17 protein-coding genes are annotated in these 20,614 nt (G+C 65.0%); 6 read left to right on the top strand and 11 right to left on the bottom strand.

The annotated features are described in order from the left end of the window. Positions 1-20 precede the first annotated feature (20 nt). Both bla and SO139_RS01910 read left to right on the top strand, forming a co-directional pair. Positions 21-878 (top strand): class A beta-lactamase, encoded by an 858-nt coding sequence (gene bla, locus SO139_RS01915; RefSeq protein ID WP_449382601.1) that lies wholly within the window; start codon positions 21-23, stop codon positions 876-878. Between the two features lie 48 nt (positions 879-926). After that, the gene (locus tag SO139_RS01910; RefSeq protein WP_449382602.1) at positions 927-2,534 is read left to right on the top strand and encodes a Na+/H+ antiporter; all 1,608 of its coding nucleotides are present in this window, start codon (positions 927-929) and stop codon (positions 2,532-2,534) included. 235 nt (positions 2,535-2,769) lie between these two features. Here the strand turns inward: SO139_RS01910 and SO139_RS01905 are convergent, their stop codons facing one another. From SO139_RS01905 to SO139_RS01885, 5 genes are all read right to left on the bottom strand, one after another. Then, on the bottom strand, positions 2,770-3,519 hold the full coding sequence (locus SO139_RS01905; protein ID WP_449382636.1) for an N-acetylmuramoyl-L-alanine amidase: 750 nt from the start codon (positions 3,517-3,519) through the stop codon (positions 2,770-2,772). A 75-nt stretch (positions 3,520-3,594) separates the two neighbouring features. Further along, entirely contained in the window at positions 3,595-4,491 is an 897-nt protein-coding gene (locus tag SO139_RS01900; protein ID WP_449382603.1) for a TauD/TfdA dioxygenase family protein, read from the bottom strand. 150 nt (positions 4,492-4,641) lie between these two features. Further along, complete coding sequence (ispG, locus tag SO139_RS01895; RefSeq protein WP_027524016.1) at positions 4,642-5,925, bottom strand: flavodoxin-dependent (E)-4-hydroxy-3-methylbut-2-enyl-diphosphate synthase; 1,284 nt, start codon at positions 5,923-5,925, stop codon at positions 4,642-4,644. 12 nt (positions 5,926-5,937) lie between these two features. Continuing rightward, the gene (locus SO139_RS01890) at positions 5,938-6,891 is read right to left on the bottom strand and encodes a DMT family transporter (protein ID WP_449382604.1); all 954 of its coding nucleotides are present in this window, start codon (positions 6,889-6,891) and stop codon (positions 5,938-5,940) included. A 32-nt stretch (positions 6,892-6,923) separates the two neighbouring features. Further along, a complete protein-coding gene (locus tag SO139_RS01885; protein ID WP_449382605.1) occupies positions 6,924-7,415 on the bottom strand; it encodes a Fur family transcriptional regulator in 492 nt (163 codons plus the stop codon). Between the two features lie 157 nt (positions 7,416-7,572). Here SO139_RS01885 and SO139_RS01880 point away from each other — a divergent pair, with 157 nt between their 5' ends. From SO139_RS01880 to SO139_RS01870, 3 genes are read left to right on the top strand one after another with little or no spacing between them, the layout of a single operon-like run. Then, the gene (locus SO139_RS01880; RefSeq protein WP_449382606.1) at positions 7,573-8,055 is read left to right on the top strand and encodes a MarR family winged helix-turn-helix transcriptional regulator; all 483 of its coding nucleotides are present in this window, start codon (positions 7,573-7,575) and stop codon (positions 8,053-8,055) included. Beyond that, the gene (locus SO139_RS01875) at positions 8,048-9,217 is read left to right on the top strand and encodes an HlyD family secretion protein (protein ID WP_449382607.1); all 1,170 of its coding nucleotides are present in this window, start codon (positions 8,048-8,050) and stop codon (positions 9,215-9,217) included. The genes SO139_RS01880 and SO139_RS01875 overlap by 8 nt, the downstream gene beginning before the upstream one ends. Before the next feature lie 5 nt (positions 9,218-9,222). Beyond that, entirely contained in the window at positions 9,223-10,779 is a 1,557-nt protein-coding gene (locus SO139_RS01870) for an MDR family MFS transporter (RefSeq protein ID WP_449382608.1), read from the top strand. 135 nt (positions 10,780-10,914) lie between these two features. Here the strand turns inward: SO139_RS01870 and SO139_RS01865 are convergent, their stop codons facing one another. From SO139_RS01865 to pcaF, 5 genes are all read right to left on the bottom strand, one after another. Continuing rightward, positions 10,915-11,979, bottom strand: coding sequence for a phosphotransferase (locus SO139_RS01865; RefSeq protein WP_449382609.1), 1,065 nt, complete (start codon positions 11,977-11,979; stop codon positions 10,915-10,917). A gap of 85 nt (positions 11,980-12,064) precedes the next feature. After that, positions 12,065-12,667: a protocatechuate 3,4-dioxygenase subunit alpha gene (pcaG, locus tag SO139_RS01860; RefSeq protein WP_449382610.1), complete on the bottom strand. Its 603-nt coding sequence runs from the start codon at positions 12,665-12,667 to the stop codon at positions 12,065-12,067. Further along, positions 12,668-13,369, bottom strand: coding sequence for a protocatechuate 3,4-dioxygenase subunit beta (gene pcaH / locus SO139_RS01855; RefSeq protein ID WP_449382611.1), 702 nt, complete (start codon positions 13,367-13,369; stop codon positions 12,668-12,670). A gap of 126 nt (positions 13,370-13,495) precedes the next feature. Continuing rightward, positions 13,496-14,389, bottom strand: a complete 894-nt coding sequence (locus SO139_RS01850; RefSeq protein ID WP_449382612.1) for a dioxygenase family protein — start codon at positions 14,387-14,389, stop codon at positions 13,496-13,498. 150 nt (positions 14,390-14,539) lie between these two features. Next, complete coding sequence (pcaF, locus tag SO139_RS01845) at positions 14,540-15,748, bottom strand: 3-oxoadipyl-CoA thiolase (RefSeq protein ID WP_449382613.1); 1,209 nt, start codon at positions 15,746-15,748, stop codon at positions 14,540-14,542. Positions 15,749-15,964: 216 nt separating this feature from the next. Here pcaF and mutS point away from each other — a divergent pair, with 216 nt between their 5' ends. Next, positions 15,965-18,703, top strand: a complete 2,739-nt coding sequence (gene mutS, locus SO139_RS01840) for a DNA mismatch repair protein MutS (RefSeq protein ID WP_449382614.1) — start codon at positions 15,965-15,967, stop codon at positions 18,701-18,703. Between the two features lie 146 nt (positions 18,704-18,849). Here mutS and SO139_RS01835 read toward each other — a convergent pair whose 3' ends face one another. Next, entirely contained in the window at positions 18,850-20,526 is a 1,677-nt protein-coding gene (locus SO139_RS01835) for a methyl-accepting chemotaxis protein (RefSeq protein ID WP_449382615.1), read from the bottom strand. Positions 20,527-20,614: the final 88 nt, after the last annotated feature.

Raw genomic sequence — 20,614 nt, 5'->3', positions numbered from 1 at the left:
CACTCGCCTGAAAGATTCCCATGCTGCTCAATCGTCGTTTGCTGGTCGCCTCGCTGTGTGCGCTGGCCACACGTCCCGTCTTTGCCGAGGAGGCGCCGCCGGCGCTTCAAACCTATGAACGCGAGAGCGGCGGCAAGGTTGGCTTCTATGCCGAGAACCTCAGCTCCGGCAAAAAGCTCGCCTGGCGCGCCGACGAGCGGTTTGTCATGTGCTCGACGTTCAAGGCTTCGCTTGCAGCCTGCGTGCTGGCGCGGGTCGATCGCGGCGAGGACCAGCTTGCGGCCATGATCGGCTATCGGCAGGCCGACCTGCTCGACTATGCGCCGGTGGCGAAGGAGAACCTGTCGAAGGGCGCGATGTCGGTCGCCGACATGTGCAAGGCCAGCGTCGAGCTCAGCGACAACACCTGCGCCAACCTCCTGCTGGCGCGGATCGGGGGACCGGCGGCACTCACCGCGTTCTGGCGCTCGCTCGGCGACACCACCTCGCGGCTCGATCACAACGAGCCTGAGCTCAACCGTTCGCCGCCGGGCGACCCGCACGACACGACCACGCCCGCTGCCATGGCCGGCAATTTCCGCCGTCTCGTGCTGGGCGAAGCCCTGTCCGCAGCCTCGCGCGCAGAGCTCACCGACTGGATGGTGAACTGCAAGACCGGTGCAAAACGGCTGCGCGCCGGCTTGCCGGGAACCTGGAGGATTGGCGACAAGACCGGCAACAACGGCAAGGACGCTTCCGGCGACATCGTGGTGGCCTGGCCGAAGCCCGATACCCCCGTCGTGATTGCGGCGTACACCCAGGGCGGCACGCCGAACGCCGCGCAGATCGATACGGTGTTCGCCGCCATCGGGCGAATGGTCACTGAACGTCTGGGATGATCCGGCTGCATTGACCTCGCGCGTGCTTCCAGGCCAAGTGAAAGAATGGTGGAAGCGCGGTTTCAGATCTTTCTCATCCTGCTCGGCGTGCTCGCAGGCACCGCGCTGGTGGCGCGGCGCCTCAACATCGCACCCGCCATCCTGTTGATGCTGGCCGGTGTGGGTCTGGCTTTCGTGCCGGGCATGCCGCGGGTCGAGCTGCCGCCGGAACTCGTACTGCTGCTGGTGTTGCCGCCGCTGATCTATTCGGCGAGCGTCGCGATGAGCTGGCGCGAGTTCAAAATGAACTTGCGCCCGATCGTGCTGCTCGCGGTCGGCTGCGTGATCTTCACCGCGGCGATGGTGGCAACCGCCGCGCATTTCCTGATCGGCATGCCCTGGACCACCGGCTTTCTGTTAGGTGCCATCGTCGCGCCGCCCGACGTGGTGGCGCCGCTCGCGATCGCGCGCAAGCTGCACATGCCGCGCCGCATCCTGGTCGTGCTCGAAGGCGAAGGGCTTGCCAACGATGCCACCGCGCTGATCCTCTATCGCTTCGCGCTCGCCGCGATCATGACCGGTAGCTTCTCGTTGCCGCTTGCGACCGGCGAGTTTGTCCTCATCATTGCCGGCGAGGTCGCCTACGGCATCGGGGTCGGCTGGCTCTCCCTGCGCGCCCGCAAATGGGCCCGCGACCCGCAGGTCGAGATCACGCTGTCGCTGATCACGCCCTACCTCGCCTACTGGCTGCCCGAGCATGTCGGCGGAAGCGGCGTGATCGCCACCGTCGCCTGCGGGCTCTATGTGAGCTGGAACGGACCGTTGTGGATTTCCTCGGCGACGCGCCTGCAGGGCATCTTCTTCTGGGATCTCGTGATCTACCTGATCGAGGGCATCCTGTTCCTGCTCACCGGCTTCCAGATGCGCGCACTCTACGAGCAGTCGAAGGCGTTTCCGCTCGACGAGATCCTGATCGCGACCGGCGTGGTCGTGGCCATCGTGGTCATCGCGCGCTTTGCCTGGCTCTATCCCGCGACCTACCTGCCACGGATATTGAGCCCGAGCCTGCGCCGGCGCGATCCCTCGCCGCCCTGGCAATGGGTGTTCACGCTGGCCTTCACCGGCGTGCGCGGTGCGGTGTCGCTCGCCGCCGCGCTGGCGCTGCCCTTCGTGCTGCCGGGCGGCGAGGCCTTTCCCTATCGCGACCTGATCCTGTTCGTCGCCTTCGGCGTCATCTTCGTCACGCTGGTCGGCGTCGGCCTCGGCCTGCCCAAGGTGGTGCGATGGCTCGGCGTGGCCGAAGCCGGCCGCTCCGAACACGTCGCCGAGCATGAGGCCGAGATCGCCGCACGGCGCCAGGCGCTCGATGCAGCCCTGAGGTCGCTCGATACGCTCGCCGAAGAGAAGGAGCTGTCCGACGAGGTGGTGCACCTGCTGCGCGCCCGGCACGAAATCCGCGCCAGCCAGCTTCCCGAGTCGCTAGACCCGAGCCGCGATGACGTCTCGGCCGCCGGCACCACGCTGACGCGTAAGCTGATCACCGCAGAGCGCAGGTTCATCCACGAGCTCTTGCGCGAGGGCAAAATCACCGACGAAGCAAGGCGGCGGATCGAGCGCGATCTCGATCTCGAGGAAGCGAGTCTCGCGAACCGGGAGTTTCAGCGGGTGCCGCTGTAGCGACAATCTCCGTTGTCGTCCCGGACAAGGCCGCCACCCATATCTGAGGGATTAGCTGTGGCGGGACGCGCTTCAGCGTCAACGCTGTCATTCCCCGCGAAAGCGGGGAATCCAGTGCGCCGCAGCTCATCGATTCATAACGGACCTCTCGGAGTACTGGATCGCCCGATCAAGTCGGGCGATGACGGCTGAGAGTGTGGCAAGCAGTTCCCACCATCTCGTCATTGCGAGCAATCTACCGCCGCTCGCAAAATTGCTTCGTCGCCGCCACCACAGCCGCTGCAATCGTCTGCTGCCGCTCCGGCGAGTTCATCGCCATTTCCTCGTCGCGATTGATGATGGAACCGGCCTCCAGCAGCACCGCGGCGCTTCTCGTGCGTGAGAGCACGACGAGCTGATCAAAGCGATAGACGCCGACATCCTTGTCCAGCAACTCGTGGCGATAGCGCCCCATCAGCGGCAGGGTGTACTGGTGCGCGTACGTCAGGTCCTGGGCCTTCAACTCCCTGCCGAGAAGGCGGGCGAACGCCAGGCTCGCAGCGTATCGCGGGTTCTGCCGCGAGACGAACAGCGAATGGCCGGAAAAGCGGTCACTGAAATGGCTTCTTGCGCCTTCGAACTCCCATTCCTCCAGAAATTTGTCCGGCACGGCGTCATGGTGAATCGACAGGAAGAGATCGGCGCGCCAGTCGTTGGCGACGTTGACGCGCTTGAAGAGGCTCGGCCTCGCCCTGCCGTCCGTCACGAGCAGACGCGTCGTGGCAAAACCTTCCGACTTCAGTCTCTCCGCGATGAGCCTGGCAAGCCGTAAGTTGAACGCGAACTCGGGGTCGTTGCGCGCGCTGTCCGCGCCGAGCGATTCGGCGGTGTGACCGACGTCCACGACGATGCGGAATTTGGCCGGCTCGCATTTTTCGGGCGCTGGCTTGGGATTGGGCGTAGGCTTCGCCCGTACGATCTTCCGCGCCGACGCGGCATGGCTCATATCGACCGGCGCGCGCAACAGCGGAAGAAGCAACGCAACGACCGCTGCAATGATGGCCCTCACGAACGGCAAGCGCTACACCGGCCGCTCGCCCCTCACCGTCACGCGCGTTCCCGACCGCGTGTGGGGCCAGTAGTCCCACATCGCGCGATGCTGGGTGCAGCGGTTGTCCCAGAAGGCGATGGCGTTCTCGGTCCAGCGGAATCGGCACTGGAACAGCGGGTTCTCGGCGTGCTGGTAGAGATAGGCGAGCATCGCGTCGCTCTCGTCGCGGGGAATGCCGTTGATGGAGCGGGTGAAGCCGCGGTTGACGTAGAGGGCCTTCTTGCCCGTCACCGGATGCGTGCGCACAACCGGGTGCTCGGCATGCGGATAGGTTTGCTTGTCGGCAACGCCGTAGTTCGCATAGAGCCCGCGATAGATCGGCTCGCCGTCATGCAGCGCAGTGAGGCCGTCGAGATAGGCCTTCATGCGGTCCGACAGCGCCTCATAGGCTGCATACATGTTGGCGAACAGCGTGTCGCCGCCGCGCGGCGGACATTGCTTGATGTAGAGGATCGAGCCCATCGGCGGCTCGAGATCGCAGGACACGTCGGAATGCCAACCCTCGCCATTGGCGCGCGGCGAGTTCTTGTCGGCATAGATCTTCATCAGTGCCGGGTCTTCGTCCTCATGCGGCGCGGCGGGATGAAAATGCAGCTCGCCGAACTTGCGGCCGAAGGCGAGATGCTGCTTTGGGGTAATGTGTTGGTCGCGGAAGAAGATGACGAGGTTTTCGGCCAATGCACGATGGATCTCGTCCATCTGCCGGTTGGAGCGCGCATCGTCGGACATGAGCTTGCCGATGTCGACGCCTGATATTTCCGCGCCGATGATCGGCGTGAGTTTTTCGACGGCGATGGTCTCATAAGGCGCGCCTTCATCGGCCATGTGGCGATAGCGCGGACCCTGCTTGCCAGTAAGCGAACTCATGGGTGTTGCTCCCAATCATTGTTGATTGAGGGCATCGTAGCCCGGATGGAGCGAAGCGCAATCCGGGAGCAGTGTGTCAGCTTGCGAGAGGCCCCGGATTTCGCTGCGCTCCATCCGGGCTAGATACGCGCCACAAACAGCGGAGCAAGATTACTCCGCCGCAGTCTCCGGCACCTTGGCGCCCTGTCCGTAACGCTGGTCGATGTAGTCAATCACAAGCGCCTTGAAGTCGGCGGCGATGCCGGGGCCGCGCAATGTGCGGAACTTCTTGCCGTCGACGAAGACGGGGGCGGCCGGCGCTTCGCCGGTGCCGGGCAAGGAGATGCCGATATTGGCATGCTTGGATTCGCCGGGGCCGTTGACGATGCAGCCCATGACCGCGACGTTGAGCTCTTCGACACCGGGGTACTTGGTCTTCCAGGTCGGCATCTCGTCGCGGATGAAATCCTGGATCGAGCGCGCCAGCTCCTGGAACGTGGTCGAGGTGGTGCGGCCGCAACCCGGGCACGCCGCAACCAGCGGCACGAAGGTGCGAAAGCCCATGGTCTGTAAGAGCTCCTGTGCAACCTGCACCTCACGGGTGCGGTCGCCGCCCGGCTCCGGCGTCAGGGAGATGCGGATGGTGTCGCCGATGCCCTGCTGCAGCAGGATGCCGAGCGCAGCGGACGAGGCGACGATGCCCTTGGTGCCCATGCCGGCCTCGGTGAGGCCGAGATGGATGGCATAGTCGGAACGGCTCGCCAGGACCTCATAGACCGCGATCAGATCCTGCACCGCCGACACCTTGGCCGACAGGATGATGCGGTTCTTGGGCATGCCGAGCTCTTCGGCGCGCGCCGCCGAGAGCAGCGCGGACTGCACCATGGCTTCGCGCATCACGGCGCGGGCATCGCGCGGATTGGCCGAGGCCGCGTTCTCGTCCATCAGCTTGGACAGGAGCTCCTGGTCGAGCGAGCCCCAATTGGCGCCGATGCGCACCGGCTTGTCGTGCTTGTTGGCGATCTCGATGATGTCGGCGAACTGGGTGTCGCGCTTGTCCTTGAAGCCGACATTGCCGGGATTGATGCGGTACTTGTCGAGCGCTTCCGCGCAGGCCGGATAGTCGGCGAGCAGCTTGTGGCCGATATAGTGGAAGTCGCCGATCAGGGGCGTCGTGATGCCGCGCTTGCGCAGGCCGTCGCGGATGTGCGGAACGGCGGCGGCGGCCTCCTCGCGGTCCACGGTGATGCGGACCATCTCGGAACCGGCGCGCGACAGCGCTGCGACCTGGGCGATGGTGCCGTCGATATCGGCCGTGTCGGTGTTGGTCATCGACTGCACGACGATCGGCGCGCCGCCGCCGACGGCGACGTCGCCGACCTTGACCTGAGTGGTGTTGTGGCGCGGCGCGGGCCCCGCGATGTCGGAATCGATGGTGTTTTCGGGCTTGTTCATGGGGTCCAAATATCAGGTTTTGGTGACATTCAGCAATGCATCGCGCGGGGCCACAGCGTCTCGGCTGGGACGGTTAACTAGAAAAAGCCCAGCAATTACAAGGATAGCAGCTGCCCCGAACGTGAGGCTGAGGGTGTCATGCAGGATGAAATAGCTAGCGACGACGCCAAACAAAGGGGTGATGAAGGTAAAAGCCGACAATTTGCTGGCCGAATAGGTCTTCACCAGCGCGAACCAAAGCGTGAACGTGGTTCCGACCACCCAGACCGCCTGGAACACCATCAGCGTGATCGAGAGCGGGCCCGGGGCATGGGGAATGGTCTCGCCCAGGAGATACGCGGCCAGGCCCAGAATCGGGATCGACACCGCGACCTGGTAACCGATAGCCTTCTCCGGCGGGGCGAAGCGCAGCCGTGTCGACTTGGCGACCAGGGTTGTTCCGGCCCATAGCGCGGCGCCGCCGACGATCATGAGGTCGCCGAGCAGGACCTGTGAATCCACGTTGGGCTGCGGCACGCCGATCGCAAGCGCCACTCCGGCAAAGCTGACGGCGAGCCCGAGCCACTGCGTACCACTGAGCCGCTCGCCCAGCACCTGGTAGGAGCCGAGCGCAACGAAGAACGGCGCGGTGTAGAGGAAAACCACGGCGCGGGAAGCCGGGGTGAAGCGCAGGCCTTCATAGATCAGCACGAACTCGGCGCCGAACATCAACCCGGCGATGAGGCCTGCGGCCAGCGTGCCGTCGCGCTCGAAGAATTTTGCGCCGCGCAAGGTGCCGATGATGAACACCACCGGTAGCGCGCCCATCGAGCGGATGGTCGCCTGGAGCACTGGCGGGATATCCGGGATGACCAGCTTCACCGCGATCTGGTTGAACCCCCAGGTCAGGCACAGCATGAGCATCAGGGCGATGGCGCCGCCGCTCAAGGGGCGGCCGGCGGACGTGCTTGTTGGTTCTATCGACATGTCTTCCCGGGACCGGCTTGGCGCCGTTGTTATCAAGAAGCTTTCTGACAATGGGTGCAGGTGCCCGTGATCTCGACCACAGACAGTTTGGGGGCAAAACCGGAGGCGCGGGCAGCCTGGTTGAGACCCTGTGCGACGGATGCCGCCGGAATCTCGCCGACGAGGCCACAGCGCTCGCAGATCAGGAACGCGACCGCCGAGGTCGCGTCATGGTCGTGAGCGCAGGCGAGATAGGCATTGCGACTCTCGATCCGGTGCACAAGGCTATTGGCCATCAGGAACTCGAGCGCACGATAGACCGTGATCGGCGCCGGCCGCGGCATCGATTTGGCCAGCTCGTCGATCACCTCATAGGCGCCGAGCGGTCGATGGCTGGAGAGCAGCGCCTTGAGCACCTCGCGGCGGATCGGCGTGAATTTCTGCGCGCGCTGCTCGCAAACGGCTTCCGCATGCGTCAAGGCATCCGCGGTGCAGCGGCCGTGATCGTGGTCAGGCGCGGGAAAGGCCGGCTTTGCAAGGCTCATGGCGCAGACCTTTAGCATTTCCGGAACGGGAACCCAAAGAGCGCGGTCTCGAATGGCTGCCAGCCATGCTTTTCCGGCGGAGCAGCGCCGCGTTACGTTGCCATGAAATAATCATAAGCTTGCTTATTATATGCCAAGCTTATTGGAGACCAAGCTTATGAGCCGCACGTCGGTTGATCAGAACTTCCTGTTCACGCTCGGCGAACTGTATCGCCTGTTGCGGGTCTATGCCGACAAGGAGGCATCCCGCTACGGCATCACCCGCGCGCAATGGGCGGTGCTGGCCAAGGTCGAGCGCAGCGAGGGCATGAAGCAGTCCGAGCTTGCCGAGCTGCTGGAGATGCAGCCGATCACCCTGACGCGGCTGATCGACAAGCTCTGCGACAATGACTGGATCGAGCGTCGCAGCGACGCTTCCGACCGCCGCGTCAACCGCCTCTATCTGAAGAAGGCCGGCCGCTCGCTGCTCGGCAGGATGAGCGGCCTGAAGTCCGAACTCACGGCCAATGCGCTCGACGGCATCAACCCGGCGGACGCCCACCGTCTCCTCACCCAACTCGAAACAATCAAGGAAAACGTGCGCAACGCCATCCAGACCAGCGGAGCGGAACAAGCGCGCAGGGAGCAGCGCTATGGCTGATCAGGTCCTGAAATTCGTCCCCGAGCAGAAGGGCGGCCAGAGCGGCAAGCCAACCAAGAAGGTCGCGGCCGAGCCGCGTCGCCGGCTGCTGGCCGGCCTGCGCCGCTATCGTCGCTTCCTCCTGATGGTGGTGCTGCCCACGGCGGCCGCGATCGGCGGCATCACCTTCTATCTGCATGGCGGCCGCTACGTCGGCACCGATGATGCCTATGTCGGCGCACAGAAGGTTTTGGTGACGCCCGACATCTCCGGCAAGATTGACAAGGTCGTCGTGAAGGAAGGCCAGCTCGTCAAGCAGGGCGATGAGCTGTTCGAGATCGATCCGGTCCCGTTCCGTCTTGCGGTGCAGGAGGCCAAAGCGCAGCTCGCGCAAGCCAGGACCACCTACGACAACCTCGTCGCCAACGTCAAAATCTACGGCCAGATGCTCGATCTCGCCCAGCAGGGCATGGATCTGAAGCAGCGCGACGTCGAGCGCAAGCAGGCGCTGGTGAAGAACAATTATGGCTCCCAGCTCGACCTCGACAACGCCTCGAACGCATTGGTCACGGCCGGCGCGCAGGCGCAGTTCGTCAAGCAGCAGCTCTCCAATGCGAAGACGCAGCTGCTCGGCAATCCCGACCTGCCGCTGGAAGAGTTCCCGCCCTATGTGCAGGCCAAGGCCAAGCTGGATGACGCCCAGCGCAATCTCGACCATGCCGTGCTGCGCGCGCCGATGAGCGGCGTGGCGACGCAAGTCGACCAGATCCAGCTCGGCCGCTTCGTCGCCGCCGGCACGCCGGTGTTCTCCATCGTCGACATCGCGCATCCCTGGGTCGATGCCAATCCGAAGGAGAGCGACCTCACCCATGTCGCAGTCGGGCAATCAGTCACGCTCGAGGTCGATGCGTTCCCCAACCATGTGTTCAAGGGCAAGATCGGCTCGCTGTCGCCGGGCACCGGCGCGCAGTTCGCGATCCTGCCGCCGCAGAACGCTACCGGCAATTTCGTCAAGGTCGTGCAGCGCGTACCGGTGCGGATCTATTTCGACGACAGCGACAAGTTCGTGAAGAAGCTGAAGGCCGGCATGAGTGTCTATGCCACCATCGACACCGGCCATCAGCGCTCGCTCGCCGGCCTGTTCGGCCTGTCGGCGAACGCCAACCAGGACAAGGAAGACTGACGTCGATGTCCGGTTCCGCCAGTACAGCGATGGTCCCCGGCCTGCGCCGGAACATGGTGACGATCTGCGCCATGACCGCGACCATCATGCAGGCGCTGGACACGACGATCGCCAACGTCGCCTTGCCCTACATGCAGGGCACGCTGTCGGCCTCACAGGACCAGATCAACTGGGTCCTGACCTCCTATATCGTCGCCGCCGCGATCATGACCGCCCCAGTCGGCTGGATCGCCAACCGCTACGGCCGCAAGCGCATCTTCATCATCTGCTCGGCCGGCTTCACGCTCGCCTCCGTGCTGTGCGGGCTCGCGCAGGACATCAACCAGATGGTGCTGTTCCGCCTGCTTCAGGGCGTATTCGGCGCCGCGCTGGTGCCGCTGTCGCAGGCGGTGATGCTGGATTCCTACACGCTCCAGGAACGCGCCAAAGCGATGTCGATCTGGGGCATGGGCGTGATGATGGGCCCGATCATGGGTCCCTCGCTCGGGGCCTGGCTGACCGAGACCTATTCCTGGCATTGGGTCTTCTTCGTCAATTTGCCGTTCGGCGCTATCACCGTGCTCGGCCTGATGGTCTTCATGGACGAGACCAAGAAGGATCTCAGCCTCAAATTCGACTGGTTCGGCTTCACGGCGCTGGCCGTCGCCATCGGCGCGCTCCAGCTCGCGCTCGACCGCGGCGAGCAGCTCGACTGGTTCGAGTCGGCCGAGATCGTGACCGAGTTCGTCGTCTCGGCCGTCGCTTTCTATTATTTCTTCGCCCACTCCTTCACGACCTCGCGGCCGTTCATCCGCTTCGCGCTGTTCAAAGACCGCAACTTCCTCACCGGCTGCATCTTCATGACGGTGATGGGGCTCGTGCTGTACTCGACCATGGCGCTGGCCTCGCCTTACTTACAAAACGTCATCGGCTATCCCATCATCACCGCGGGCGAACTGCTCGCAACGCGCGGCTTCGGCACCTTCCTCGCCATGATGGCGGTCGGGCGCATGATGCGCTATTTCGAGGCGCGCACGCTGATCATTGCCGGGCTCACGCTGACCGCCGGCTCGCTGTTCCAGATGACCGGATGGACCGACCAGACCCAGGCGCTCGAGATCATCACGGTCAGCATCTTTCAGGGTTTTGGCTTCGGCCTCGTGTTCGTGCCGCTCTCCACCGTGTCGTTCCTGACGCTGCCCAATGACCTGCGCACCGACGGCACCTCGATGCTGACGCTGCTCCGCAACGTCGCAAGCTCGGTCGGCATCTCCATCGTCATCGCCGAGCTGACCCAGGGCTCGCGCAAGACCTATGCGATCCTCTCCGAGCACATCAACCCGTTCAACCACGCGCTTCAGATGCCTGATGTCGCCGGCATGATCAACCTTTCCACCGACGCCGGCCGCGCCATGGCCGACAAGATCGTCGCCATCCAGGCGCAGATCATCGCCTTCGCGCACGACTACCAGCTCGTGATGATCTTCATCCTCTGCACCATCCCGCTGGCCCTGATGATCGGCTCAACCAAGGCCGCACTGCGCAAGCAGGCGGCCGGGCCGGAGCATGCGGTGATGGAGTAGGGGCCGCTCGTGCCCCGGACGCAGCGCAGCACGCAGTGATGCGCTGCTGAGCCGGGGCCCAGGCCGAGTGGCAACATAGGTCACGGTTCTGCGGCGCATCGCTACGCGCTGCACCGCGCCCGGGACACGAGCAAATCACTCCAAAAACTCCTCGCAGCCGAGCTCGTCGACGGCGAGCAGCACCCGCTGGAGGTTGTTCCACCAGATCACCGGCGGGATGTTGACGCTCCATTGCCAGACCGGGTTGGTGATGTGCCAGAGCACCGACTGGCGATAGTCGCGATCAAGCGCCTCGCGGCTGTAGCCGGTTACGCCGTGCGCGATCAACGTGCCGTAGTAGCTGTCCAGCAGCGGCCGTTCGAGCGCCCGCCGGGTCTCGGGATACCATTGCAACGCCATCATGTAGGCGAGGTCGCCGGTCGGCACGTTGATGCGCCATTGGTCGAAGTCGAAGATGCGCACGGTATCGGCGACGGCGGCGCGCGGCAGCAGGAAATTCCAGGTGTGGGCATCGCCGTGGATGATGGTCACGTGGCGGCGCGAATGGTAGCGCTGGAACAGCCGGTCCCATTGCGCGAGCAAGCGATGGAAGAGATCGCGCCGCTCCTCACCGAGGCGATCGCCGAGCATGTCGGCAAAGCGGTCGTAATGACCGGTGAACGTCTCCAGCAGATTTGTCGTCTCGGCGGCGCTCATCCAGACGCCAACCGTCTCGCCGAGACTTGGGTGATCCCACCACGCTGCGTGCATGCGTGCGAGCGTGGTGACGATGCCCATCGCCTGTCCGTGTGATGGCGGCAACGGCCACGCCGTCGCGATCTCGTGGCTGTCAGTCAAATCTTCCAGTGTCAGATGCCAGGCAAGGCTCTCCTCGTCGAAATGTCCGTCGAAGCAGCGCGGCACGAGCCGCAAGGGCATCCTGGGTGCAAGCTGCGTGTAAAAGGCCACTTCGCGCCGGCCGGCATTCGGCAGCGACTTGGCGAACGACGCGTGGGCCGTCTTCAGGATCAGGGACTGCGGCGCGCCATTGGACTCGCCGACATAGCGCAGACCAAGGCGCGTGATATGCGACAGGATCGTGTCGCGCGATGACAGGACCTTGACCTCGCGCACCGCGCCGCGGTCCAGCGCGCCGGCCTTGCGCAGCGCGGCGGTGAGATACGCGGCGTCAGCGACCGCCGGTAGTTGTGGAGTTGTCATGAAGCGCGCCCCGTGTGCCGCGCTCATCCTGCACGATCACACGGGGAAGCGCCAGCCGCGCCGTCGGAAAAGCGGCGCTCCGATCTCACACGTCGAAGAACACCGTCTCCTCGCCGCCCTGGAGCCGCAGGTCGAGGCGATAGACCGGCTTGGCCGCATCGCGCTTCGCAATCAGCGTCGCGCGGCGATCGGCGGGCACCAGCGCCAGCACGGGATCGTTGGCGAGGTCAGCATCGTCGCTGAAATAGATGCGGGTGTAGAGATGCCTGAGCATGCCGCGCGCGAACACCGCGACCAGGAGATGCGGCGCCTGCGGCTTGCCGTCAGGATCGGGCACCACGCCCGGCTTGATCGTATCGAAGGAATAGTTGCCGTCCTTGTCGGTGCCGCAGCGAGCGAAGCCGCGGAAGCTGGCGTTCGGCAGGGCGCGCTTGTCCTGCGGGTCGGCAAACCGTCCCTGCGCATCCGCCTGCCAGATCTCCAGCATGCAGTCCGGCACGGCGACGCCGTCGCCGTCGAACACCTTGCCCTCGATGCGGAGGCGGTCGCCGGTGACGTCGGGCGTAAGCGTCGAGTTGGTGAACGCGTCGTTCCACTCATAGTCGCCGGTCGGCGTCAGGCCGTATTTGAAGAACGGACCGACGGTTTGCGATGGCGTGATCCCGTTGGGCTTCACAGAATCCTGCACTTAAGTGTTCTCCATTGGCGTGGCGTTCTTGCCGCGCAGCACGACGTCAAAGCGATAGCACAGCGCCCATTCGGGCTTGGTGTTCTCGAGATCGAAGGATGAGACCATCCGCATGCGCGCCTTCTCGTCCGGCACCGAGTTGAAGATCGGATCGAACGGGAACAGGGGATCGCCGGGGAAATACATCTGCGTCACCAGGCGCGTGACGAAAGAATGGCCAAACACCGAGAGATGGATGTGCGCGGGCCGCCAGGCATTGTGATGATTGCCCCAGGGGTAGGCGCCGGGCTTGATGGTGACGAAGCGGTAGTAGCCCGACGCATCGCTCTGGGTGCGGCCGGCGCCGGTGAAGTTCGGATCGAGCGGCGCAGGATGCTGGTCACGCACATGCACGTAGCGGCCGCAGGCATTGGCCTGCCAGATCTCGACCAGCGAATTGGGTACGCCGCGGCCATCCTCGTCGAGCACATGGCCGTGCACGATGATGCGCTCGCCGAGCGGCTCGCCCTTGTGCATGCGGGTGAGATCGTTGTCGCCCTCGCGGACGGTTTCGTGGCCGTAGACCGGGCCGGTCAGCTCCGCGAGCGTGTGGCGCATCGGGATCAGGGGCTTGTGCGGCGCCCGCTTGATCGAACTCTTGTAGTCGGGCGACAGCGGCAAGGGATGCGCCTTGTTGCTGTCGACGGGATAGATGAATGTCATGGCCAAACTCCTCCCCGGCCATTTTAGTCCGGCCGGTCAACGCTTCCGCCAATCATTATAGGATATAACTAATTGGGGGAAGCGGTTTGGCGATCCTCCTACGCCGGCAGCTGACATATGGGCGCACTATTTGATCGGCGGACGCGGCAGCACGGCCTCACCGGCCTCGAGCCGGTAGGTGTGGTCGAGTGAATACCAGGGCGTCGCGACGTCGCGCTCAGTCGGATGCGACGCATCATGGCGCTGGAACTTGCCAATCAGCGCTTGAGTCACGCCGAACTGCACGTCGCTGTCGATGTGCGGATCCGTGGGGTCGTAGACCTGCGAGATCAGCACCTTGAATCCGGGCTTGAAGATTAGGGCGTGCAGATGCGCGGGACGGTAGGGGTGCCGACCCTGCGCCTTCAGGAGGCGGCCGACCACGCCGTTGGTCGGAATGGGGTAACCGACCATCATCATCGAGCGGAACGAGAAGCGTCCGTCCTGGTCGGTCGTGAACTTGCCGCGCAGGTTCATGTCCGCCTGCTCCGGATCCTGGTTCTCGTAGAGGCCAACCGGCGAGGCGTGCCAGACATCGACTTCTGCGCCGGCGACGGGGCGGCCTTTCCTGTCGACGACGCGGCCGCTGACGAACAGCGGCGCACCCGGCGTCTCGGAGCGGACGATCGATCCGCCATTCTCCACCCGCGGCGAGTTCAAGCGCCAGAACGGTCCGAGCAGCGACTGGTCGGTTTCGGTGTTGCCCTGATCGCCATTGTTGAGCAGGCACACCAGGGGCGAGACGCCAAGCGAGCCGGCCATCAGCACGACTTCGTTGTGCGTGTCTGTGGTCAGCTTGCCGAGTTCCGCGATGATCGCCGTAGCGTCGCGAAACTCCTTCTCGGTTAGTCGAACGTCACGGACGAAGCCATGCAGATGCTTGACTAGCGAGATCATGATCTGCCGCATCCGCGGATCGGACGTCCGCTCCATCACCGCCAGAGCGGCGGCCGTGACGTCCTGTTCGCGCTCGATGATCATGGCACGGCCCTCTCACTTGGCGTCATGGCCGGGCTTCTCCCGGCTATCCACGACCTTCTCCCGGCACCAAGAGCGTGGATGCCCGGGACAAGCCCGGGCATGACGAATCTTTGGCACCCGCCCCGGGATGCCGAGACGCTGCGCCTTTCGTCAGTTCAGTTTCTCGATCGCGACCGCGACGCCCTGGCCGACGCCGACACACATGGTGGCGAGCGCGAGCTTGCCGCCGCGCTTCTCCATGCCGTGCACGGCGGTAAGCGCAAGGCGCGCGCCGCTCATGCCGAGGGGATGGCCGAGCGCGATCGCGCCGCCATGCGGATTGACGAAGTCGGCATCGTCGGCGACGCCAAGCTGGCGCAGGCAGGCGATGCCTTGAGAGGCGAAGGCTTCGTTGAGCTCGATCAGGTCGAAATCGCTGATCTTCTTGCCCAGACGCTCCATCAGCTTGCGGGTCGCCGGCACGGGGCCAATGCCCATGATGCGCGGCGGCACGCCGGCCGAAGCGAGGCCGAGGATGCGCGCGCGCGGCGTGAGGCCATGCTTCTTCACGGCCGCTTCGGACGCGAGGATCATCGCTGCGGCGCCGTCATTGACGCCGGAGGCGTTGCCGGCCGTCACCGTACCGGGATTGCGCACGATCGGCTTCAGCTTGGCGAGACCCTCGCGAGTCGTCTCGGGCCGCGGATGCTCGTCCTTGTCGACGGTGATGGGGCCGGCCTTGCCGCCGGGAATCGTGATCGGCGTGATCTCCTCGGCGAAATAGCCGGCGGCGATCGCCGCACCCGCGCGCTGCTGCGAGCGGATGGCGAAAGCGTCCTGATCGGCGCGCGAGACCTGGAATTCCTCGGCGACGTTCTCGCCGGTCTCCGGCATGGCGTCGACGCCGTATTGCGCCTTGAGCAGCGGATTGATGAAGCGCCAGCCGATGGTGGTGTCAAAGATCTCCGCCGAGCGCGAGAAGGCTTCCTGCGCCTTGCCCATCACGAAGGGCGCGCGGGTCATGGATTCGACGCCACCGGCAATTGCGAATTCGATCTCGCCGGAGCGGATGGCGCGGCCCGCCGCACCGACCGCGTCGAGGCCGGAGGCGCAGAGGCGGTTCAGCGTCTGGCCGGGAACCGAATCCGGGAGCCCTGCGAGCAGCAGCGCCATGCGCGCCACGTTGCGGTTGTCTTCGCCGGCCTGGTTGGCGCAGCCGAAGAACACTTCGTCCACCTGCGACCAGTCGAGCTTGGGGTGCTTGGCCATCAGCGCCTTGATCGGGGCGGCGGCGAGATCATCGGCGCGCACCTTGGCGAGCGAGCCGCCGAAACGGCCGATCGGGGTCCGGACGGCATCGCAGATAAACACATCACGCATCGTTGTTCTCCCTGAGTGCCGCGGTCCGGCCAAAATTCTTCAATGACGGCGGAGTTTTAGGAGGGCGCCCGCGGCAGGTCAATTGACGGTTTCGCGCGCGATTCGCAGGGGGCTGACGCCGGCAACGCATGCCGCGCTGCGGACAGCGTGGAAAACCCGCCTCCCCCGGCCAAAGCGATAGGACCACGGGACGAAATTTTGTAGGTTGCGCCGCCCATGACGATGCAACAGCCCATTCCCGCACCAGAACCTGAATCCGCGCCCGCGCCGCAAGCAGAAGCTGCTGCCCGTGTCACGCCGATGATGGAACAGTATCTGGAGATCAAGGCGGCACATCAGGGCCTGCTGCTGTTCTACAGGATGGGCGATTTCTACGAATTGTTCTTCGAGGACGCCGAGATCGCCTCCAAGACGCTCGGCATCGTGCTGACCAAGCGCGGCAAGCATCAGGGCGCCGATATTCCGATGTGCGGCGTGCCGGTCGAGCGCTCCGAGGATTATCTGCACCGCTTGATCAGCGCCGGCCACCGGGTCGCGGTGTGCGAGCAGACCGAAGATCCCGCCGCCGCCAAGGCGCGCGGCAACAAGAGCGTCGTACGCCGCGGTGTGGTGCGGCTGGTCACGCCGGGCACGCTGACCGAGGACACGCTGCTCGATGCGCGCGCCAACAATTATCTGCTGGCGATCGCGCGCGCCCGCTCCTCCTCGGGCGGCGATCGCTTTGGTCTCGCCTGGATCGATATTTCGACCGCCGAGTTCATGGTGACGGAATGCGCAGGCGGGGAGCTAGCCGCAACGCTGGCGCGCATCAATCCGAACGAGGCTGTTGTCACCGACGCGCTCTACAGCGACAACGAACTGGGACCGGTCTTGCGCGAGTTGCCGGCGGTGACGCCGCTGACCCGCGACGTCTTCGACGGCGCCACCGCCGAGAAACGCCTATGTGATTATTTTGCGGTTGCGACCATGGACGGGCTCGCACAGCTCACGCGGCTCGAGGCCACGGCCGCGGCCGCCGCCGTCACCTATGTCGACCGCACCCAGGTCGGAAAACATCCACCGCTGTCACCACCCGCGCGCGAGGCCTCCGGCGCGACCATGGCGATCGATCCGGCCACTCGCGCCAATCTCGAGCTGACGCGGACGCTGGCCGGCGAACGCCGCGGCTCGCTGCTCGACGCGATCGACTGCACGGTGACATCGGCGGGCTCGCGCCTGCTCGCACAGCGCCTCGCGGCACCGCTGACGGACGCAGCAGGCATCGCGCGGCGGCTCGATGCGGTCAGCGCCTTCGTCGCGGACTCCGCCGCGCGCGAGGACATCCGCAGCATTTTGCGCGGTGCGCCCGACATGTCGCGCGCGCTGGCGCGGCTCTCGGTTGGCCGCGGCGGACCGCGCGATCTCGCCGGGATCCGCGACGGCATTTTGGCGGCCGACCAGGCGCTGGCACGGCTCAATGAAATCGTCCAGCCGCCGCAGGAAATCGCCGCGGTGATGGCAGCATTGCAGCGGCCCTCGCGCGAGCTCGCGGCGGAGTTTGCGGCCGCGCTCGCCGAGCAATTGCCGCTGATCAAGCGCGACGGTGGTTTCGTCCGCGAAGGTTATGAGCCCGCGCTCGACGAGGCGAGAAACCTGCGCGACGCCTCGCGCCTGGTAGTCGCCTCGATGCAGGCGCGCTACGCCGACGCGACCTCTGTGAAGGGCCTGAAGATCCGGCACAACAACGTGCTCGGCTATTTCGTCGAGGTGACCGCGCAGCATGGCGACAAGCTGATGTCAGCGCCGCTGAACGCGACCTTCATCCACCGCCAGACACTGGCTGGACAGGTGCGCTTCACCACATCCGAGCTCGGGGAGATCGAGGCCAAGATCGCCAATGCCGGCGACCGCGCGCTCGGGCTCGAGCTGGAAATCTTCGAGCGGCTCTGCGCCAAGGCGCTTGATATCAGCGAGGATCTGCGCGCCGCGGCGCATGGCTTCGCGCTGCTCGATGTCGCGACCTCGCTGGCAAAGCTCGCGGTCGACGAGAACTATGTGCGGCCCGAGGTCGACGGCTCCTTGGGCTTTGCCATCGAAGCCGGGCGCCATCCGGTGGTCGAGCAGGCCTTGAAGCGCAATGGCGAGCCGTTCATTGCCAATGCCTGCGACCTGTCGCCGGCGCCAGCACAGAAATCCGGCCAGCTCTGGCTGCTCACCGGCCCCAACATGGCCGGCAAGTCGACCTTCCTGCGCCAGAACGCGCTGATTGCTTTGATGGCGCAGATCGGCAGCTTCGTGCCGGCCTCGCGCGCGCGGATCGGCATCATCGACCGGCTATTCTCGCGCGTCGGCGCCGCCGACGATCTCGCGCGCGGCCGCTCGACCTTCATGGTGGAAATGGTCGAGACCGCGGCGATCCTCAATCAGGCCGGCGAGCGCTCGCTCGTGATCCTGGATGAAATCGGCCGCGGCACCGCGACCTTCGACGGCCTCTCGATCGCCTGGGCCGCGATCGAGCATCTGCACGAGAGCAACCGCTGCCGCACGCTGTTCGCCACGCACTACCACGAGCTCACTGCACTTTCAGCAAAGCTGCCGCGGATGTTCAACGCCACGGTCCGGGTCAAGGAGTGGCAGGGCAACGTCGTGTTCCTGCATGAGGTGCTGCCGGGCTCGGCCGACCGCTCCTACGGCATCCAGGTCGCAAAGCTCGCCGGCCTGCCGCCGGCCGTGATCACGCGCGCCAAATCCGTGCTGGCGAAACTCGAAGCACAAGACCGCGGCCAGACCGCGCGTGCGCTGGTCGATGATCTCCCGCTGTTCGCGGTGCCCTCACGCGCCGCCGCGGACGCAGCACCGCCGAGTGAGGCCGAGCTGCTCGTAGAAGCGCTAAAGGCGCTGCACCCCGACGAGATGACGCCGCGCGAGGCGCTGGATGCGCTCTATTCGCTGAAGGCCAAGCTGCCGAAGCAGTGAAGGTGCGTAGGGTGGGCAAAGGCGCGAAGCGCCGTGCCCACCATCTCTCCGCAACCTCGACATCAGCGGTGGGCACGCTTCCGCCTTCGCTCTTCGAGCTGCGGCGGAAAAGTCGCTTTGCCTACCCTACACTTCCGAGCGCTTGGCTACGCCCTCGCCGCGATCGCGGCGGCTTCGGCGGCGGCGCGCTGCATGCTGGTCGACATCTCGTTCGTCACCGTGCTCTGCTCCTCGATGGCTGCTGCGGTCGAAGTCACGTATTCGCTGACGTTGTTGATCGCCTGCTTGATCGACGAGAGCGCGCTGACGACATCGCCGGAGATGCCGTTGAGGCTGCCGATCTCCTGGCCGATCTTGTCGGTCGCCTGCTTGGCTTGGTTGGCAAGGCTCTTCACCTCGGAGGCGACCACTGCGAAGCCGCGGCCGGCTTCACCCGCGCGCGCCGATTCGATGGTGGCATTGAGCGCGAGCAGGTTGATCTGCCCGGTGATGCTGTTGATCATCTCGACGATGCCGCTCATCGCCTGCGCGGCTTCGGTCAGACGCTGGGCCTGCGCGTCGGCGGAGGCGACCTGTTCCACCGCGCCCAATGCGGTCTCGCGCGATTTGGTCATCGCTTCCGAAATCTCCCGCACCGAGGCGTTGAGCTCCTCGGATCCGGCGGCAACCGATTCCATCATGCCGCGGACGCGTTCATTGCCCATGCGGACCAGCACCTGCTTGGTGGTATCGGTCGCATATTTCACCACCTTGAACGGCTTGCCGTTGAGATCGAGGATCGGATTGTAGGAGGCCTGGATGTAGACCTCCCTGCCGCCCTTGCCGATGCGCCTGTATTCAGCCGCCTGGTACTGGCCGCGGTTGAGCGCGGCCCAGAACTCGCGATAGGCGGCGCCGTCGCGCTCCGACGGGTCGACAAACATGCTGTGGTGCTTGCCCTTGACCTCGGCGAGCGCGTAGCCGAGCGTGGCGAGGAAGTTACGGTTGGCTGTGATGATCGTGCCGTCCATGTTGAACTCGATCACAGCCTGTGCCTTGTCGATCGCTGCGATCTGGCCGGCAATGTCGACGTTCTTCAGCTTCTCGGCGGTGACGTCGGTTGCGAACTTGACGACGCCAAATGGCCTGCCGGCCTCGTCGAGCAGCGGATTGTAGGAGGCGAGGATCCAGACCTCGCGGCCGCCCTTGCCGATACGCTTGAACTCGCCCGAACGGTATTCTCCGCGGTTGAGTGCGGCCCAGAATTCGCGATAGGCCGCGCCGTCGCGCTCGGCCTGCGGCACGAACAGGCTGTGATGCTTGCCCTGGATCTCGCCGAGCGAATAGCCAAGCGCATTGCAGAAATTCTCGTTGGCCGTGACGATGCTGCCATCGAGGCGGAACTCGATGACGGCCTGCGCGCGGCCGATGGCGGAGATCTTCGACGCATCCGCCATGCTGTGGATCTTCTTGGCGGTGATGTCGGTCGCGATCTTGACGATCTTGACCGGCTTGCCGTCATCGCCGAGCACCGGATTGTAGGACGCTTCGATCCAGATCTCGCGGCCGCCCTTGGCGATCCGCTTGAACTCGGCCGCCTGGAACTCGCCGCGGCGGAGCCGTTCCCAGAACGTCCTGTAGGCGGCGCTATCGCGATGGTCGGCCGGCACGAACATGGAATGGTGCTTGCCCTGGATCTCGTCCAGCCGGTAACCGAGCGCGTCGAGGAAGTTCTTGTTGGCCGCGATGATCGTCCCGTCCGGCCTGAACTCGATCACGGCCTGCGAATGGCTGATGGCGTCGAGCTGCGCCTGGGCATTTCCAATGGACTTGCGACCAAACATCGTAATTTCTCCAGATTAAGGCATAGGTCCTCGTTGGGCGCGAACACATGCGCGCGCCCTTAATGGCACTTTGAGCTTTCGGCGGACC

It is taken from the genome of Bradyrhizobium sp. UFLA05-89, from assembly GCF_059803475.1.
This window is presented reverse-complemented; position numbering and strand designations above follow the sequence as displayed.

Coding starts and splice junctions, on each gene's coding strand:
- bla (WP_449382601.1), top strand. CDS start 21: ATGCTGCTCAATCGTCGTTTGCTGGTCGCCTCGCTGTGTGCGCTGGCC.
- SO139_RS01905 (WP_449382636.1), bottom strand. CDS start 3,519: ATGAGCCATGCCGCGTCGGCGCGGAAGATCGTACGGGCGAAGCCTACG.
- SO139_RS01900 (WP_449382603.1), bottom strand. CDS start 4,491: ATGAGTTCGCTTACTGGCAAGCAGGGTCCGCGCTATCGCCACATGGCC.
- ispG (WP_027524016.1), bottom strand. CDS start 5,925: ATGAACAAGCCCGAAAACACCATCGATTCCGACATCGCGGGGCCCGCG.
- SO139_RS01890 (WP_449382604.1), bottom strand. CDS start 6,891: ATGTCGATAGAACCAACAAGCACGTCCGCCGGCCGCCCCTTGAGCGGC.
- SO139_RS01885 (WP_449382605.1), bottom strand. CDS start 7,415: ATGAGCCTTGCAAAGCCGGCCTTTCCCGCGCCTGACCACGATCACGGC.
- SO139_RS01880 (WP_449382606.1), top strand. CDS start 7,573: ATGAGCCGCACGTCGGTTGATCAGAACTTCCTGTTCACGCTCGGCGAA.
- SO139_RS01875 (WP_449382607.1), top strand. CDS start 8,048: ATGGCTGATCAGGTCCTGAAATTCGTCCCCGAGCAGAAGGGCGGCCAG.
- SO139_RS01870 (WP_449382608.1), top strand. CDS start 9,223: ATGTCCGGTTCCGCCAGTACAGCGATGGTCCCCGGCCTGCGCCGGAAC.
- SO139_RS01865 (WP_449382609.1), bottom strand. CDS start 11,979: ATGACAACTCCACAACTACCGGCGGTCGCTGACGCCGCGTATCTCACC.
- pcaH (WP_449382611.1), bottom strand. CDS start 13,369: ATGACATTCATCTATCCCGTCGACAGCAACAAGGCGCATCCCTTGCCG.
- SO139_RS01850 (WP_449382612.1), bottom strand. CDS start 14,389: ATGATCATCGAGCGCGAACAGGACGTCACGGCCGCCGCTCTGGCGGTG.
- pcaF (WP_449382613.1), bottom strand. CDS start 15,748: ATGCGTGATGTGTTTATCTGCGATGCCGTCCGGACCCCGATCGGCCGT.
- mutS (WP_449382614.1), top strand. CDS start 15,965: ATGACGATGCAACAGCCCATTCCCGCACCAGAACCTGAATCCGCGCCC.
- SO139_RS01835 (WP_449382615.1), bottom strand. CDS start 20,526: ATGTTTGGTCGCAAGTCCATTGGAAATGCCCAGGCGCAGCTCGACGCC.